Here is a 16,046-nt window from a genome sequence, read left to right on the forward strand (position 1 = left end):
AAAAGCGGAAGCGGCTCGCTCAGAATCGATCCCTGCCATCACTCAAACATAAAAATCCCCTGCTTTTTAGCAGGGGATTTTTATCATTGTAATTCTTCCTTCTTTTCCTCTAAAGTAGGGAGTTTTTCTTTTTTCGGTTTCCCTAGCTTAATTACGAAGAAGTATAGGGAAAGCAGTGTAATAAGAAAAACAATTAAAAACGGGTACGGAGAGTAAAAAGCACGCGCCGCCTCAGTCTTTCCCGCAACAAATTTCAATGACTCAATATCTAAAAACTCAGCAAACATTTGTACACCGAGCATACTAAACCAAAAAACAAAAAAACTAATAATAATACCAAAAACTTGCTTCAATCTTGTCATTCATCTCATCCTTTCTATATGTGTAATTTTTTAGCGCAATCAATATAGTACAAACAAAACTATGCACAGAAAGGAGCTATCTTACTATTCGCGAATTAACTTAATCCAACCTAAAATTGCAATTTGCAAAATAATACCCCAAATTATAAGCCTTCTTAGCCATCGAGGAAAGAAGGTTAAAAACTTAACATACCATCCCAATAGCTTGTTCATAATTCCCTCCTACATAAAATTATATAGGAAAAAGGATATATAATCCAAATCCAACTAGAATGATGCCACCTACTATCTCGCCATATGTACCGAGCATATCTTTCGCATGTCTACCAATTAATAAACCAATCCACGCTAACAACATGCTAACAAATCCAAAAAGTAATATCGTAATGATTGTTTGTGCCCCATAAATACCAAGACTAAGCCCTACTGAGAAACTATCTATACTAACGCCAAATGCAAATACGAATAAGCTAATTCCAATAGGGACAGTTCTAGTCTCTCCATTTTGTAAAATGGTCGAATATACGATATAAAAACCTAGTCCGATTAATAAAATAGCACCCGCAAAATGTGCAATATCTCCATACTTCTCTGATAAAAAACGACCTAGTACCATCCCTATAAATGGCATAATAATATGAAATATCCCTATCGTCATACCAATATACAGGATTTGTCTTAACTTTAGGGGCATCATCCCCATACCAAGACTCACCGAGAACGCATCCATCCCTAAGGCGAATGCCATAATTATTAAAGGTATTAGCTGTTCAAACGTCATTCATGCCCCTCCTTGGACGTGCTACTTCACAATATGCTTATCCAAGGAGAAATATTCTGTTTGCTAACCTTACCTTATCATTCAATAATAATATGATGTCCTGCCGCTTTTGTTAAACGATTCATAATAGCATTTCCTATTCCTTCATTAGGGAACGACTCACTAAAAATAACATCCACTTCACTTGCATCAAATGTTCTAAGTACATCATATAATTTAGTCGCAACGCTAGCTAAGTCACTTCTAACACCACAAGACAATATAACATCTGCGTTATATACATGCTGATACTCTTCCGTCGTTAATACGCCTACTTTAAATCCTTCTTCCTTTTTCTCATCCACAAGTTGCTGAATAAACTCACGCGAGCCCTCAACAATACTAAGTGGTGCTTTCGGCGCATAATGTGTGTATTTCATTCCAGGTGATTTCGGTTTTTCCTTCTCATCCTTTAAAGCTGGATCTAAAGAAACGGTACCTATCACCGCTTCTAATTGTTCTTTCGTAATCCCACCTGGACGTAATATTGTTGGAACCGTGCTTGTACAATCAATTACAGTTGATTCAACGCCTACTCCAGTTGCACCACCATCAACAATACCTGCAATCTTCCCATTCAAATCTTCATATACGTGAGAAGCTAGTGTTGGACTTGGACGCCCTGAACGATTCGCACTTGGTGCCGCAACAGGTACATTCGCCTCTTCAATAAGAGCAAGTGCAACTGGATGATCAGGCATTCTTACCCCAACCGTATTAAGTCCCGCCGTCACCCTCTCTGAAATCCCTTCTTTTCTCGGCAAAATAATTGTTAATGGTCCTGGCCAAAAATGCGCCATTAACTTCTCTGCAACTGGTGGGATTTCTTTCACAATCCCATCTAACTGAGATTTTGTACCTATGTGGACAATGAGTGGATTATCACTCGGTCTTCCTTTCGCTTCGAAAATTTTCGCGATTGCTTCATCATCCATCGCATTTGCACCTAACCCATATACTGTTTCCGTAGGGAAAGCAACCGCCTCATTTTCTCTTAATAATTTTGCTGCTTCTTGTAACTGTGGATAATATTTTTTTCTTTCCACAACATTATCCACAACCCACATATTTGTATGCATTTTTTTCCACGTCCTTTTCTACCCTTAAATACTTGTCTATTTTTAGTTTACTATGAGATTTATCCAAAAGACAAACAAGGTTTATCCACAAAATGTGGATAAACCCAATTAATCCGTGGATAACTTTGTGAATAGCTGACAATTTAGTATTATTGCATTCTGCTCTTTTATATTTTTACAAAAATGTTCTAACTGTTGAATACCCTCTGGAACCTCATCCTTTTCTATAGTAAAAAAGTCAAAGAACTGAAAGATCGGTACAGATTGTGGATGGTTTGTTAGTAAGTACAATTGTTGAACACTTTTTTCTTTCATATACTGCAAAAACATTTCAAAAAAATATAAGAAAGTCTGTTTATCCACATGAGGTGTGAATAAACAAGAACGAATAAGTACATCTTCCCCACTTTGTTCATAACCAATTACAGCTCTTATTTCTTCCGCCTCTTCCAAAATCATAAATTGTGCGTACAACTCATTTATTTTATCATCTTTTTTATTAGCTTGTCCGAAAAAAGAATGTAATCTTTCCACATCTGCTTTCGTAGCAAAATACACTTTCTTCATAATAAATCCCTCCTCATTTTTATATATGAGGAGGGATTTATTAATAGTACTATTTAGAGAATAAAGATGTAAAAGCTTCTACAATAAACAATTTAACTTCTGGCTTTTTTTCTTCCTCTTCTACTTTTACATACTCATTTTGCTTTTCTTGTTTTTTCTCCACAGGTTTCTCCACTTTTTCCACCGTTTTTGTTTCTTCTTTACTTACAGGCTGCTCTTCGACTTTTGTTTCATTTTTTACTACTTTCTTTTCAGAAGCTGTTACTTCTTTTACTACTTCCTGTTTTACAACTTTCGTTTCTTTAACCTTATCCACTTTCTTCTCTTCTGTATTTACTACTTCCTCATCTAGTTGTTTCACCTGCTCCTCTTCAGGGGATTCCGCCTTCACAACGTGCTCTTCTTTTCTTACAGCTGTCCCACTCGAAAAATCTAAGAAACACATTGGTGGAAATAATACACACCACCAGTTCGCCCCTTCACCTTCTCCAATTGTAATCAATACCGCTTCATATTCTCCTGCTGGATAAATAAAATTCCCATATACCTTTGTAGGAAACTTTACATTCTTACTAAATTTCACTTGAAATGATTCTTTACTTCCTTCTCTTTTTAACGTATTTTCCACCGTTTTCTCGATTTCTGGAATATGACTTTGAATTACTTTGCGCGCCTCTTCAAATGAAGTTAAATCCGCTACCCATCCATCAATTTGTGCTTTTACTTCATCACGCACTTTACGCTTTAATGCCTGGTCTTTATCTGAATCACTATTTGCTAAAATTCGTAATCGAACGGCCTCTTTCGGAATAACTGAAGGCCCTTTTGCATCAGCTTTCATATATCCAAACTGCACAAGTAACTGTGCACCAATTAATAATATAAGAAGATAAGCAATAACTTGTTTTTTCATTTCCTCCACCGTCCCCTCTACAAACAGTGTGGACAGACTTTCATATTTCTAAACTATTAAATTCAAAATCTATATGAATTTTCCCACAAAAAAATGGAGTAAGGTGTGAACCTTACTCCATCTCTGCAAATACCATACGGTCTTTTCCGTTAATATCAAAAACAACCTCAACATGGGCATGTGGAAAAGCTTGTTGTAACAATCTTTTTACATCCTCACCTTGTCCTACTCCAATTTCAAACGCTACAATTGCTTTCTCCTGCAACACATTCGGCAATTCTTCCATAAAACGGCGATAAAAATCTAATCCGTCTTCTCCACCAACAAGCGCTCTCTTCGGCTCATGCTCTTTCACAACAGGAGAAAGACCACGCCAATCCTCTTCCGGTATATATGGAGGATTTGAAACAACAACATCTAGCTTTTGACCCGTTTTATGAAATGGTGACAATAAATCACCGTGATAGAACGTTACTTCTGCACCTAAAGCTTTTGCATTTTCTTTTGCAACTTCAATCGACTCTTGTGCAATATCTACTGTATACACGTGGAGATTTTTATTTTCTAAAGCAAGCGTAATAGAAATCGCTCCACTACCTGTGCCTATATCTGCTACATGTAGTTCCTTGTCGCCAAAATGGCGCTCAATTCTTTCTAATACTCCTACTATAAGCTCTTCTGTTTCCGGTCTTGGTATTAATACTTCTTCATTCACAAAGAACGACCGGCCATAAAACATTTCATAACCAATCATATATTGAATAGGAATACCTTCTACGTGCTTGTGGATAAACTCCGTAAAGCTTGCCTCTTGTTCCTCATTTATTTCTTCACGCATATTCATAAGTAATCCTGTTCTGTTCATCTTTAATACATGACAAAGGACAATTTCTCCCGCATTTTCATCTCGTCCATTTTCCTGTAAAAAAGAAGAAGCCCATTTCAGGGCTTCATAGACACGCATTACTCAGCTGCCTCCATCCTTTGAGCCTGATCTTCCATCACTAAGGCATTGATGAAATCATCTAACTTACCTTGTAAGATTTGATCTAGCTTTTGAATCGTTAAACCGATTCGATGGTCTGTAACACGGTTTTGCGGGAAGTTATACGTACGAATACGCTCTGAACGATCACCCGTACCAACAGCTTGTTTACGGTTTTGATCATATTCAGCTTGTGCTTCTTGTCTAAACTTATCATAAACACGTGCGCGTAATACTTTCATCGCTTTTTCTTTATTCTTAATTTGTGATTTCTCATCCTGACAAGATACAACTACACCAGTCGGTAAATGCGTTAAACGTACCGCTGACATCGTTGTATTAACACTTTGTCCACCAGGACCACTAGAAGCGAATGTATCAACACGAACATCTTTCTCGTGAATGTCGATTTCTACTTCTTCTGCCTCTGGTAATACAGCTACAGTTGCTGTAGATGTATGAATACGTCCACCAGATTCCGTTTCAGGAACACGTTGTACACGGTGAGCACCATTCTCGAATTTCAGCTTCGCGAAAGCACCTTTACCGTTAATCATAAAGATAATCTCTTTATATCCACCTAACTCTGTATAGCTAGCCTCGATAATTTCTGTTTTCCAACCTTGAACCTCAGCATAACGGCTATACATGCGGTATAAGTCACCAGCAAATAAAGCGGCCTCGTCGCCACCAGCAGCCCCACGAACCTCAACGATAACGTTCTTATCATCATTAGGGTCCTTTGGAACTAGTAAAATTTTCAGACGTTCTGATAACGTTTTTTCTTGTGATTCTAACTCAGAAACCTCTTCTTTTACCATGTCACGCATTTCTGCGTCTAACTTCTCTTCTAACATTGCTTTCGCATCTTTTAATTGCTCACGAACATCCTTATACTCACGATACACCTCTACCGTTTCCTGTATATCAGACTGTTCCTTTGAATATTCACGAAGCTTATTTGTATCGCTAATAACCTCTGGGTCACTTAACAATTCATTTAACTTCTCATAACGATTTTCTACAGCTTGCAAACGATCTAACACATCATTCACCTCTACATCCTAGTATCTAATACAAATAGTATATGGTACTTACTCAAAAAAACGCAAATTATATTTAAAAGCGTAAGCGGCTTGCTCAGAATCGCAGGCCATTGGAGCTCTCGACCTTGAAGCGCTTTTTGCTTCAAGCGAGAGAGTGAAATGGCCGGAGATTCTAGCCGCTGGAGCTAGATAATATTTAAAAGCATAAGCGGCTCACACCACCCACACTCTCCATTCTGAAAAAAACCCGCCTTGCGCAGCGAGTTTTACTTGTCTTTGTTTGTAGGAACTGCATGACAATGACGACATCGTGGTTCATACGATTCTGAAGCCCCAACTAAAATAATCGGATCATCAAATGCCGCTGGTTCTCCATCAATTAATCGTTGTGTACGACTTGCCGGAGATCCACATGCAGAACATACTGCTTGTAGCTTTGTTACATGTTCAGCAATTGCCATCAGCTGAGGAACTTGTCCAAATGGTAGACCACGGAAATCTTGGTCTAAACCAGCTACAATGACACGATAGCCACGATTTGCCAATACTTGCACCACTTCCACAATGTCCCCATCAAAGAATTGTACCTCATCGATTGCAATTACATCCATATCTTCAGTGATATGTTCAAATATATCTTTTGAAGCTGAAACAGGAACTGCTTTTACCTTTAATCCGTTATGTGATACAACGTCTTCTTCACTATAGCGATTATCAATACATGGTTTAAATACAATTGCATGTTGTTTTGCAAATTGCGTACGGCGCACACGGCGGATTAACTCTTCTGATTTACCAGAAAACATACTACCGCAAATCACTTCAATCCAGCCATTTTGATTTATTAAGTACATGAAGCTCTCCTTTCATCTACTTTTTAGTTAAAAGTAGGGTAAAGGTATAATATTTTCACAAAAAAAACAGACAAGCGAATACATACACTTGCCTGTTTTATGTTTTTATTACTTGATACCGTATTTCTTATTGAAGCGATCAACGCGTCCGTCTGCAGTAGCAAACTTCTGACGTCCAGTGTAGAATGGGTGAGAATCAGAACTGATCTCAACTTTTAGTAATGGATAAGTGTTACCATCTTCCCACTCAACAGTTTCGCTAGAGCCTTTAGTAGACCCGCTTAAGAATTTGAAGCCTGTGTTTGTGTCCATGAATACAACTTTCTTGTAATCTGGGTGAATTCCTGCTTTCATTCTTTTCATCTCCTTCCGCCCTGAATCATTTTCGAAACAGAGTTTTTCATCTTCAGCTGCATACACAACTATATTGATGAAACACATATGATGAAATTATAACAAGGCTAACTTCATTTTGCAACTACCTGTTTTTGTCTTTTGAAATTTAAAGTGGCTTGGGCTCGATCAGCTCTGACCAGCTAAGGTTCTCCCACTTATTTCTCTCTTTAATATCACCTAAAAGGCATAAGAAAACTCGCTTACTATAAAATAAGCGAGTCCCAATCTTTTCCCTTTACTTAGTTGTTACATACCTTTTAGAGTCTGCAACAATGTTTTGTAAAAATTCTTCGTTTGTCTTCGTTTGACGAAGCTTACGTAAGAAACTTTCAACAAAGTCTGGTGTATCACGCATTGTTTTACGAATGCCCCATAACTTGTCTAAATGCTCTTTTGGAATTAATAGATCTTCTTTACGTGTACCAGAACGACGAATATCAATCGCTGGGAAGATACGACGTTCAGCTAACGAACGATCTAAGTGAAGTTCCATATTTCCAGTTCCTTTAAATTCCTCGTAAATAACATCGTCCATACGAGATCCTGTATCAACAAGGGCTGTTGCTAAAATCGTTAAGCTACCGCCTTCTTCAATATTACGTGCAGCTCCAAAGAAACGCTTCGGTCTATGGAAAGCCGCTGGGTCGATACCACCCGATAATGTTCTACCACTTGGCGGAATAACGAGGTTGTAAGCTCGCGCTAAACGGGTAATACTATCCATTAAAATGATAACATCTTTTTTGTGCTCTACAAGACGCATTGCACGTTCTAACACAAGTTCAGCTACTTTAATATGATTTTCTGGTACTTCATCAAAAGTAGAACTTACAACGTCACCCTTAACAGAACGTTCAATGTCTGTTACTTCCTCTGGACGCTCATCAATTAAAAGAACAATTAATTCTGCTTCTGGATGATTTGTTGTAACACTGTGTGCAATTTCTTTTAATAGACTTGTTTTACCAGCCTTTGGAGGCGCAACAATTAAACCACGTTGTCCAAATCCAACTGGTGCGATTAAATCCATGATACGTGTCGGTAACTTTTTCGGTTCCGTTTCCAATTTCATTTGGCGATCTGGGTATAATGGTGTTAATGCAGGGAAATGCACACGCTCTTTTGCTGAATCTGGATCATCTCCGTTTACAGCTTCAACTTGTAATAACCCAAAATAGCGTTCATTTTCTTTCGGAGGTCGTACTTTACCAGAAACTTTGTCTCCATTACGTAAATCGAAACGACGAATTTGCGAAGCTGAGATATAAATATCTTCTGAGCTTGGAGAATAGTTGATAGGACGTAGGAATCCAAATCCTTCTGATTGAATAATTTCTAATACGCCTTCCATGAAAAAGAAACCTTCTTTTTCTGCTCGAGCTTTCAAAATAGAAAAGATTAACTCTTTTTTCGTTAACTTGCTATAATACGAAATCTTAAATTCTTTCGCAAGCTCGTATAACTCTTTTAATTTCATGTTTTCTAATGCTGCAATTGACAAATTCATTCAGACACCACACTTTAACGTTATTCTCTTTTTTCATGGGTAAAGGGAAAAATACGGAAGGCAAATAATTAATAATGAAAGGCAATAAGTTCAAGTAGGGTAATATTCACTATTGTAACCCTTTTATCTAGTTTTAATCAATACGTTGGAACACAAATACAAGAAGCGAAGACAAGAAAATTTGTCTTCGCTTCTTATTTAGTTTAGTTCCAGCTCCGATAGTTAAAAAGATCGACCATTTTAACCTTTCTGAAGGAGCCGCTTACGCTTTTTATTTAATCCAGCTTCAGCAGCTAGAATGGTCGGTGGCTTCACTTCTTCCTGCGAGGCAAAAAGCGCCTCTACGTCAGAAGCTCCATCCCCCTCCCATTCTGAACGAGCCGCTTACGCTTTTTATTTAATCCAGCTCCGGTGGCTAGAAGGGTCAGTCATTTCACCCCTTCCTGCGAGGCACAAAACGCCTCTTCGTCAGGAGTTCCAATGCCTTCCCCTTCTGAGCAAGCTGCTTACGCTTTTTACTTAAATCCAGTTCCAGCGGCTAGAATCTCCGGTCATTTCACTCTCTCACTCGAAGCAAAGAGCGCTTCAAGGTCGAGAGTTCCAATGTCCTGCGATTCTGAGCGAGCCACTTCCACCTTTTACTTAATAACCAAGTTCGGTTTTTTATTTAAGCTATGACGACCATCTACGAAGCGAACTGTGCCTGATTTCGCACGCATAACAAGAGATTGCGTTGTTCCTACGCTACCTTTAAATTGAACACCGCGTAATAGTTCTCCATCTGTTACACCTGTTGCTGCAAAGATTGCATCGTCACCTTTTACTAAGTCCTCCATACGAAGGATACGATTAATGTCTTCTATGCCCATTTTTTTACAACGCGCTAATTCAGCTTCGTTTTGTGGCAATAGTTTTCCGTGAATTTCTCCACCTAAACATTTTAAAGCAACTGCTGCTAATACACCTTCAGGTGCTCCACCAGATCCAAATAAAATATCTACACCTGTACGATCAAACGCTGTATTAATCGCTCCAGCTACATCTCCATCATTAATTAATTTAATACGAGCACCAGCTTTACGAATTTCTTCGATAATTTCTTGATGACGTGGGCGATTTAAAACTGTCGCTACAACATCTTCAATATCTTTATTTTTCGCTTTCGCAACTGCACGTAAGTTATCAATAATAGGCGCATCAATGTCGACCGCCCCAACTGCTTCTGGGCCAACCGCGATTTTATCCATGTACATGTCAGGAGCATGTAACAAATTACCATGGTCTGCAATTGCAATAACAGCAAGAGCATTCCAGCCACCAGCTGCTACGATGTTTGTCCCTTCTAAAGGATCAACTGCAACGTCTACACGTGGTCCATATCCTGTACCTAATTTCTCTCCGATATATAGCATTGGTGCTTCATCCATCTCACCTTCACCAATTACAACTGTACCTTTCATCGGAATTGTATCAAATACATCACGCATAGCTGATGTTGCTGCACCGTCTGCTTCATCTTTTTTCCCGCGCCCCATCCAACGCGCTGATGATAATGCTGCAGCCTCTGTTACACGTACTAACTCCATAGATAAACTTCTTTCCACAATAATCCCTCTCCTTTAAGTCTTTATATTTCTGCCGTATTTTGTGAACCGTGTTTTTCTATAAAGTGTACTTCCGCAAGTAGTGATCCTTCGCTTCCCCCTTGCGGAAGTATCACTTATGCGTTCTTCATCTCTTCAATTTCTTGTTTTGTCATTTGTTCTCGCCAAATGTTTGCTCCAAGCCCTTTAAGCTTGTCCACTATATTCTCATAACCTCGATCAATATGCTCAAGTCCTGTTACTTCTGTAATTCCATCTGCCATTAACCCTGCAATAACAAGTGCCGCTCCCGCTCGTAAATCACTCGCCTTCACTTTTGCACCTTGCAGTAACACAGGACCAGTTACAATTGCCGAACGACCTTCTACTTTAATTTGAGCATTCATACGACGTAATTCATCAATGTGTTTGAAACGGGCACCGTAAATTGTATCTGTTACAACTCCCGTCCCGTGCGCTTTTGTTAAAAGCGTCGTAAACGGCTGTTGTAAATCTGTTGGAAAACCTGGATATACAAGCGTTTTGATATCAACTACTTTTAACTTTCTATTACCGTTCACCGTAATTTGATCATCGTTCGTTTCAACTTGAACACCAGCTTCTCTTAGCTTTGCAGTAACTGATTCTAAGTGCTGAGGAATAACGTTATCAACCGTTACTTCTCCTCCTGATGCAGCTCCTAGAATCATATACGTACCAGCTTCGATACGATCTGGGATGATAGTATGGTGACAACCATGTAAAGAGTCCACACCATCTATTCGGATTACATCTGTACCAGCACCTTTAATACGTGCTCCCATGCTTGTTAACAATGTAGCTACATCAATAATCTCGGGCTCTTTCGCTGCATTTTCAATAACAGTTCTACCTTTCGCTCGTACAGCTGCTAGCATAATATTAATCGTAGCTCCCACACTAACAACATCTAAATAAATACGTGCTCCATGTAGTTCATCTGCCCTTAAATAGATGGCACCTTGTTCATTTGTAACATGTGCACCCAGCGCTTCAAACCCTTTAATATGCTGATCAATTGGCCTCGGTCCTAAATGACATCCACCCGGAAGCCCAATAACAGCTTTTTTAAAACGGCCAAGCATCGCACCCATTAAATAATAAGAAGCGCGCAACTTTTTCACTTTTCCATTTGGCAAAGGCATTGCAACCATGTTAGAAGGATCGACTACCATCTCTTCCTCCTGTCCATAAGTTACTTTCCCTCCAATTTCCTCTAGTAAGTCTCCTAACATTTTCACGTCCGAAATATTAGGGACACCACCAATAGTTACTGGAGTATCTGCTAAAATTGTCGCTGGAATTAATGCAACGGCACTGTTCTTTGCACCGCTTACTCGAATTGTTCCATTTAAAGCTCTTCCGCCTTCAATTAGCAATTTTTCCATATTGAGCTCCCTTCTTGTGAATGTATTTACTTTCTATATTTTTATAGAAAGCTCCCCTTAAGAATCTCAATTACTCTTTCCATCCCAAAACTCAATAAAGTGAAACTTTAATTAGTCGGGGGTGTTTATCCCCCACTGGTTATTAGTTGAACCAATCGGGCTTTTACGGGCAGTTGACCCCCACCTAACTTTTTTGCTTCCACTAAATTTTGAGGTGGGGGTCTTACTGCCCTTTAATGCGGGATAAATAGGAAACCATTATCTTCATTTCTCCTGTAGCACGAATAGATAAAGATCAACTATTCATCGAATTCACTTTATCAATTTAGATACGTTATCACATTTATTAATAGGACTATGCACATTATTTTCTATTTAAAAACCAAAAATGATAAAATCTTTCGACTTGTTCACGCTTTCATTATACAACGAAAGGAAACCGTCTAAAAGACTAGACGGTTTCCAAAACGGAATTTTATTCTTACGCTTTACCGTTAGAACCGAACTCACGCATTTTACCAGCAACAGTTGCTTTAATAGCGTCGCGGCCAGGTCCGATAAATTTACGAGGATCGTAAACTTCTTGGTCTTTGTTTAATACTTCACGAACAGCTTTTGTAAACTCGATTTGGTTCTCAGTGTTTACGTTGATTTTTGAAGTACCTAAAGAGATAGCTTTTACGATATCAGCAGTTGGGATACCAGTACCACCGTGTAATACTAAAGGTACGCCAGTGAAGTCACGAACTTGTTCCATTTCAGCGAATCCTAAGTTAGGCTCACCTTTGTAAGGACCGTGTACAGAACCTAAAGCTGGAGCTAGGCAATCGATACCTGTTGCTTCAACAAGGTGCTTACACTCTGCTGGATCAGCGTAAATTACGCCTTCAGCGATTACGTCGTCTTCTTGTCCGCCAACTGTTCCAAGCTCAGCTTCAACAGATACGTTACGAGCGTGTGCGTATTCTACTACTTGTTTAGTAGTTTCAACGTTTTCTTCGAATGGGTGGTGAGAAGCGTCGATCATTACAGATGTGAAACCTGCATCAATTGCTTCTTTACATTTTTCGAAGCTTGAACCATGGTCAAGGTGAATCGCTACAGGAACAGTGATGTTCATTTCTTCGATTAAAGCTTTAACCATAGCTACAACTGTTTTGAAACCAGTCATATGACGAGCTGCACCCTCAGATACACCTAGGATTACAGGAGATTTTTCTTCTTCCGCAGCAGCTAAGATAGCTTGAGTCCACTCTAAGTTGTTCATGTTGAATTGACCAACTGCGTATTTTCCTTCTAGTGCTTTGTTTAGCATTTCTTTCATAGAAACTAAAGGCATGGTGAATCCTCCTAAAAAACGTTTTTTGTATCCGATAAGTTCTTATCGCTGGTAGTATGACCAGAATAAGGTAAAATATGTATATCTACATACCGGACTTTTTTCTACACTCAATAGGATAACAACTTGTACTCAAAAACTCAACCGTATTCACCTGCACAATAGTCCATGTAAACGCTTTTTTCCATATTTTTTATAAAAAATTCATTTTTACGCCTCTACAGCGAGCTCATTTCTCACAGCTTGACGAATTTCATCAATATCAAATGGTTTAGCAAAATGCATTAAAGCACCTAAATCTTTTGCTTCTTGGATCATATCAAGCTCTCCATAAGCAGTCATTAAAATGACTTTAATACTCTCATCAATTTCTTTTACATGCTTTAAAATCTCTATACCATCCATGCCTGGAATTTTCATATCTAATACTACTAAATCCGGATTATCTTTTTTCACGATATCTAAAGCTTGAAATCCATTCGCTGCTTGGAATGTCTGATAACCTTCTTTTTGGAACACTTCATGTAATAACACACGAATCCCATATTGATCATCAACGATTAAAATTTTACCTTCCATAATTCCCAACCTTTCTGTGTAAGTACAAGATTTAAAGCTTCTTATATCTTAACGATTTATTTTCGCTATTCTTTGGCAAATTCCTTCCTATTCTTTCTTATTTTACCGTTTCCTATTTTGTTATGCTACCCTACGATTTCACCTTTCTAAAAAAATAAACTATAATGAAAGCCGGCAAACACGTACGAAGGGAGTAACATTATGTTAAAAATTTTTTCAACTCAATTAAGTGGTTATTTCTCCAGAGTTTCTCAAAAAGAAGAAATGAATATAGAAGATAGCGCTCGTTTACTTGCTCAAGCACTAATTGGCGATGGTTTCATTTATTTATATGGTACAAATGAAATGGATGGTGTTGTTACCGAAGCACTATTCGGTGCTGAACCAATGAAGCAAGCAAAACGCTTATTTGAAAATGGTAAAGAAGCAGAAGTAACCTCTGCGGATCGTGTACTTCTTATTAGCCGTTTTTCAACAGATGAAGCAGTTGTAGAAATTGCAAAAAAACTACAAGAAGAGGGACACTCTATTGTCGGCATTTCTGCTCTTCAAGAAGGTACGAAATCACTGGAACAATATACAGACGTACATATTGATACAAAACTGTTAAAAGGCCTTATTCCAGACGATGAAGGTAATCGCTACGGGTTCCCAAGCTTAATAGTAGCTTTATTTGCTTATCACGGAATCAAATTTACAATCGATGAAATGTTAAACGAATATTAAAAAAAAGCGCCGTCACTTTAAAGTGACGGCGCTTTTTTTATTACTTGCTCTCTTTATTCGTAATAGAAGCTCTTACGAAGTCATGGAACAATGGTTGTGGACGGTTTGGACGAGAAACAAGTTCTGGGTGGAACTGTGCTGCTACGAACCAAGGGTGGTCTTTTAATTCAATGATTTCAACTAGACGACCGTCTGGGCTTGTACCAGAGAATACGAATCCTTCTTTTTCCATATCCGGACGGAACTGGTTGTTGAACTCATAACGATGACGATGACGCTCATATACAACCGGCTCATTATAAGCATTGTAAGCATTTGTTTCTTCAGAAAGCTTACATGGGTATAGACCAAGACGAAGTGTACCACCTAGGTCCTCTACATCTTTTTGTTCTGGTAATAGGTCAATGATTGCGTATGGTGTATCAGGGTTAATCTCAGAAGAGTTAGCACCTTCTAAACCTAATACATTACGTGCGAATTCGATTGATGCAAGTTGCATACCTAAGCAAATTCCTAAGAATGGAACTTTGTTTTCACGAGCATATTGAATCGCAACGATTTTACCTTCTACACCACGATCGCCGAAGCCACCTGGTACAAGGATACCATCTGTGTCTCCTACTAATTCTTGTACATTTTCTGCTGTTACGTGCTCAGCATTTACCCATTTTACTTCTACATCTGTATCGAATGAGTAACCAGCATGACGAAGTGCTTCTACAACAGAAATATATGCATCTTGAAGTTCTACATATTTACCAACAAGAGCGATTTTTGTTTTCTTAGAAAGGTTACGTACCTTGTTAACTAGCGCAGTCCACTCTGTCATATCTGCAGCTGGATTGTCTAATTTTAAGTGATCACAAACGATTTGGTCCATGTTTTGTTCTTGAAGAGATAATGGAACCGCATATAAAGTATCTGCATCGCGAGCTTCGATAACTGCTTTTGTATCGATGTCACAGAATAATGCAAGCTTGTCTTTCATATCTTGAGAAACAGGAAGTTCTGTACGAACAACGATAATATTTGGTTGAATACCTAAGCTACGAAGTTCTTTAACACTATGTTGTGTTGGTTTTGTTTTCATTTCACCCGCTGCTTTTAAGTACGGGATTAACGTACAGTGAATGTACATTACATTGTCACGACCGATGTCGCTCTTAATTTGACGGATTGCTTCTAAGAATGGTAGAGACTCGATATCACCAACAGTTCCACCGATTTCTGTAATAACAACATCCGCATTTGTTTCACGGCCAGAACGATATACGCGCTCTTTAATTTCGTTAGTAATGTGAGGAATAACTTGAACTGTTCCTCCTAAATATTCACCGCGACGCTCTTTTTGAAGAACTGAAGAGTAAATTTTACCTGTTGTTACGTTGCTGTATTTGTTTAAGTTAATGTCGATAAAACGCTCATAGTGACCAAGGTCTAAGTCAGTTTCTGCGCCATCATCTGTTACGAATACCTCACCGTGTTGGTATGGGCTCATAGTCCCTGGGTCTACGTTAATGTATGGATCAAACTTTTGAATCGTTACATTTAAACCACGATTTTTTAAAAGTCTTCCAAGAGATGCTGCTGTAATACCTTTTCCTAAAGACGATACTACACCGCCTGTTACAAAAATATACTTAGTCATGAAAAAGCTCCCTTCTATTTTGCTGTTATATAATCACCGTTGCAAAGCGCAACGTATGTAGATAACACTGTATCCATCTTATTGTTAGACTCTTTTTATTTTCTAAACAAAAAACAAAAAAGAAAATTGCTCCCCTCATCACATAAAGTAATAAGTAGGGAGCAATTTTCTTTTATATTTACACTTTAAAAGTATTATCGTCCTTTTTTAAAGAG

Annotated in this window: 17 protein-coding genes; 1 reads left to right on the forward strand and 16 read right to left on the reverse strand. The window is 38.4% G+C overall.

The window, feature by feature from the left end; all coding sequences use genetic code 11:
• Nucleotides 1–83: 83 nt before the first annotated feature.
• From DOS87_RS28830 to spo0F, 15 genes are all read right to left on the reverse strand, one after another.
• Nucleotides 84–362 carry a DUF3935 domain-containing protein gene (locus DOS87_RS28830; protein ID WP_000197471.1) on the reverse strand — a complete coding sequence of 93 codons (279 nt, stop codon included), beginning with the start codon at nt 360–362 and terminating at the stop codon, nt 84–86.
• Between the two features lie 84 nt (nt 363–446).
• Entirely contained in the window at nt 447–575 is a 129-nt protein-coding gene (locus DOS87_RS30425) for a hypothetical protein (RefSeq protein ID WP_001037654.1), read from the reverse strand.
• Nucleotides 576–594: 19 nt separating this feature from the next.
• The gene (locus DOS87_RS28835; RefSeq protein ID WP_000142476.1) at nt 595–1,143 is read right to left on the reverse strand and encodes a manganese efflux pump MntP; all 549 of its coding nucleotides are present in this window, start codon (nt 1,141–1,143) and stop codon (nt 595–597) included.
• 77 nt (nt 1,144–1,220) lie between these two features.
• Nucleotides 1,221–2,261, reverse strand: a complete 1,041-nt coding sequence (locus DOS87_RS28840; protein ID WP_000557357.1) for an L-threonylcarbamoyladenylate synthase — start codon at nt 2,259–2,261, stop codon at nt 1,221–1,223.
• A gap of 108 nt (nt 2,262–2,369) precedes the next feature.
• Entirely contained in the window at nt 2,370–2,828 is a 459-nt protein-coding gene (locus DOS87_RS28845) for a GNAT family N-acetyltransferase (RefSeq protein WP_000758437.1), read from the reverse strand.
• A gap of 49 nt (nt 2,829–2,877) precedes the next feature.
• The gene (spoIIR, locus tag DOS87_RS28850) at nt 2,878–3,741 is read right to left on the reverse strand and encodes a stage II sporulation protein R (protein ID WP_016078210.1); all 864 of its coding nucleotides are present in this window, start codon (nt 3,739–3,741) and stop codon (nt 2,878–2,880) included.
• 112 nt (nt 3,742–3,853) lie between these two features.
• A complete protein-coding gene (prmC, locus tag DOS87_RS28855; protein ID WP_001267024.1) occupies nt 3,854–4,705 on the reverse strand; it encodes a peptide chain release factor N(5)-glutamine methyltransferase in 852 nt (283 codons plus the stop codon).
• Nucleotides 4,705–5,772 carry a peptide chain release factor 1 gene (prfA, locus tag DOS87_RS28860; protein ID WP_000887066.1) on the reverse strand — a complete coding sequence of 356 codons (1,068 nt, stop codon included), beginning with the start codon at nt 5,770–5,772 and terminating at the stop codon, nt 4,705–4,707. Before prfA ends, prmC begins: the two co-directional genes overlap by 1 nt.
• A 266-nt stretch (nt 5,773–6,038) precedes the next feature.
• Nucleotides 6,039–6,626: a thymidine kinase gene (locus tag DOS87_RS28865; protein WP_000280851.1), complete on the reverse strand. Its 588-nt coding sequence runs from the start codon at nt 6,624–6,626 to the stop codon at nt 6,039–6,041.
• A gap of 108 nt (nt 6,627–6,734) precedes the next feature.
• Nucleotides 6,735–6,980 carry a type B 50S ribosomal protein L31 gene (locus DOS87_RS28870; RefSeq protein WP_000643435.1) on the reverse strand — a complete coding sequence of 82 codons (246 nt, stop codon included), beginning with the start codon at nt 6,978–6,980 and terminating at the stop codon, nt 6,735–6,737.
• Between the two features lie 277 nt (nt 6,981–7,257).
• Entirely contained in the window at nt 7,258–8,529 is a 1,272-nt protein-coding gene (gene rho, locus DOS87_RS28875) for a transcription termination factor Rho (protein WP_001053903.1), read from the reverse strand.
• A gap of 638 nt (nt 8,530–9,167) precedes the next feature.
• The gene (glpX, locus tag DOS87_RS28880; RefSeq protein WP_000442340.1) at nt 9,168–10,133 is read right to left on the reverse strand and encodes a class II fructose-bisphosphatase; all 966 of its coding nucleotides are present in this window, start codon (nt 10,131–10,133) and stop codon (nt 9,168–9,170) included.
• A gap of 116 nt (nt 10,134–10,249) precedes the next feature.
• Entirely contained in the window at nt 10,250–11,539 is a 1,290-nt protein-coding gene (gene murA / locus DOS87_RS28885; protein WP_000413248.1) for a UDP-N-acetylglucosamine 1-carboxyvinyltransferase, read from the reverse strand.
• 481 nt (nt 11,540–12,020) lie between these two features.
• The gene (locus tag DOS87_RS28890; protein ID WP_001131856.1) at nt 12,021–12,878 is read right to left on the reverse strand and encodes a class II fructose-bisphosphate aldolase; all 858 of its coding nucleotides are present in this window, start codon (nt 12,876–12,878) and stop codon (nt 12,021–12,023) included.
• Between the two features lie 210 nt (nt 12,879–13,088).
• Nucleotides 13,089–13,457, reverse strand: a complete 369-nt coding sequence (gene spo0F / locus DOS87_RS28895) for a sporulation initiation phosphotransferase Spo0F (RefSeq protein WP_000398594.1) — start codon at nt 13,455–13,457, stop codon at nt 13,089–13,091.
• A gap of 201 nt (nt 13,458–13,658) precedes the next feature.
• Here spo0F and DOS87_RS28900 point away from each other — a divergent pair, with 201 nt between their 5' ends.
• Nucleotides 13,659–14,183 carry a DUF2529 domain-containing protein gene (locus tag DOS87_RS28900; RefSeq protein WP_000912391.1) on the forward strand — a complete coding sequence of 175 codons (525 nt, stop codon included), beginning with the start codon at nt 13,659–13,661 and terminating at the stop codon, nt 14,181–14,183.
• 40 nt (nt 14,184–14,223) lie between these two features.
• On the opposite strand, the gene pyrG is transcribed toward DOS87_RS28900, so the two are convergent.
• Entirely contained in the window at nt 14,224–15,831 is a 1,608-nt protein-coding gene (gene pyrG, locus DOS87_RS28905; protein WP_000170448.1) for a CTP synthase, read from the reverse strand.
• Nucleotides 15,832–16,046: the final 215 nt, after the last annotated feature.

Origin of the sequence: Bacillus sp. CR71, from assembly GCF_003429245.1 — a bacterium.
In the GTDB taxonomy this organism is placed as follows: Bacteria; Bacillota; Bacilli; order Bacillales; family Bacillaceae_G; genus Bacillus_A; species Bacillus_A thuringiensis_S.

Excerpts from the sequence above, each read along its gene's own strand:
- DOS87_RS28865 (WP_000280851.1), bottom strand. The coding sequence starts at position 6,626 with ATGTACTTAATAAATCAAAATGGCTGGATTGAAGTGATTTGCGGTAGT.
- DOS87_RS28870 (WP_000643435.1), bottom strand. The coding sequence starts at position 6,980 with ATGAAAGCAGGAATTCACCCAGATTACAAGAAAGTTGTATTCATGGAC.
- DOS87_RS28835 (WP_000142476.1), bottom strand. The coding sequence starts at position 1,143 with ATGACGTTTGAACAGCTAATACCTTTAATAATTATGGCATTCGCCTTA.
- prmC (WP_001267024.1), bottom strand. The coding sequence starts at position 4,705 with ATGCGTGTCTATGAAGCCCTGAAATGGGCTTCTTCTTTTTTACAGGAA.
- DOS87_RS28840 (WP_000557357.1), bottom strand. The coding sequence starts at position 2,261 with ATGCATACAAATATGTGGGTTGTGGATAATGTTGTGGAAAGAAAAAAA.
- murA (WP_000413248.1), bottom strand. The coding sequence starts at position 11,539 with ATGGAAAAATTGCTAATTGAAGGCGGAAGAGCTTTAAATGGAACAATT.
- DOS87_RS28845 (WP_000758437.1), bottom strand. The coding sequence starts at position 2,828 with ATGAAGAAAGTGTATTTTGCTACGAAAGCAGATGTGGAAAGATTACAT.
- spo0F (WP_000398594.1), bottom strand. The coding sequence starts at position 13,457 with ATGGAAGGTAAAATTTTAATCGTTGATGATCAATATGGGATTCGTGTG.
- DOS87_RS28830 (WP_000197471.1), bottom strand. The coding sequence starts at position 362 with ATGACAAGATTGAAGCAAGTTTTTGGTATTATTATTAGTTTTTTTGTT.
- pyrG (WP_000170448.1), bottom strand. The coding sequence starts at position 15,831 with ATGACTAAGTATATTTTTGTAACAGGCGGTGTAGTATCGTCTTTAGGA.
- rho (WP_001053903.1), bottom strand. The coding sequence starts at position 8,529 with ATGAATTTGTCAATTGCAGCATTAGAAAACATGAAATTAAAAGAGTTA.
- spoIIR (WP_016078210.1), bottom strand. The coding sequence starts at position 3,741 with ATGAAAAAACAAGTTATTGCTTATCTTCTTATATTATTAATTGGTGCA.
- DOS87_RS28900 (WP_000912391.1), top strand. The coding sequence starts at position 13,659 with ATGTTAAAAATTTTTTCAACTCAATTAAGTGGTTATTTCTCCAGAGTT.
- DOS87_RS30425 (WP_001037654.1), bottom strand. The coding sequence starts at position 575 with ATGAACAAGCTATTGGGATGGTATGTTAAGTTTTTAACCTTCTTTCCT.
- DOS87_RS28890 (WP_001131856.1), bottom strand. The coding sequence starts at position 12,878 with ATGCCTTTAGTTTCTATGAAAGAAATGCTAAACAAAGCACTAGAAGGA.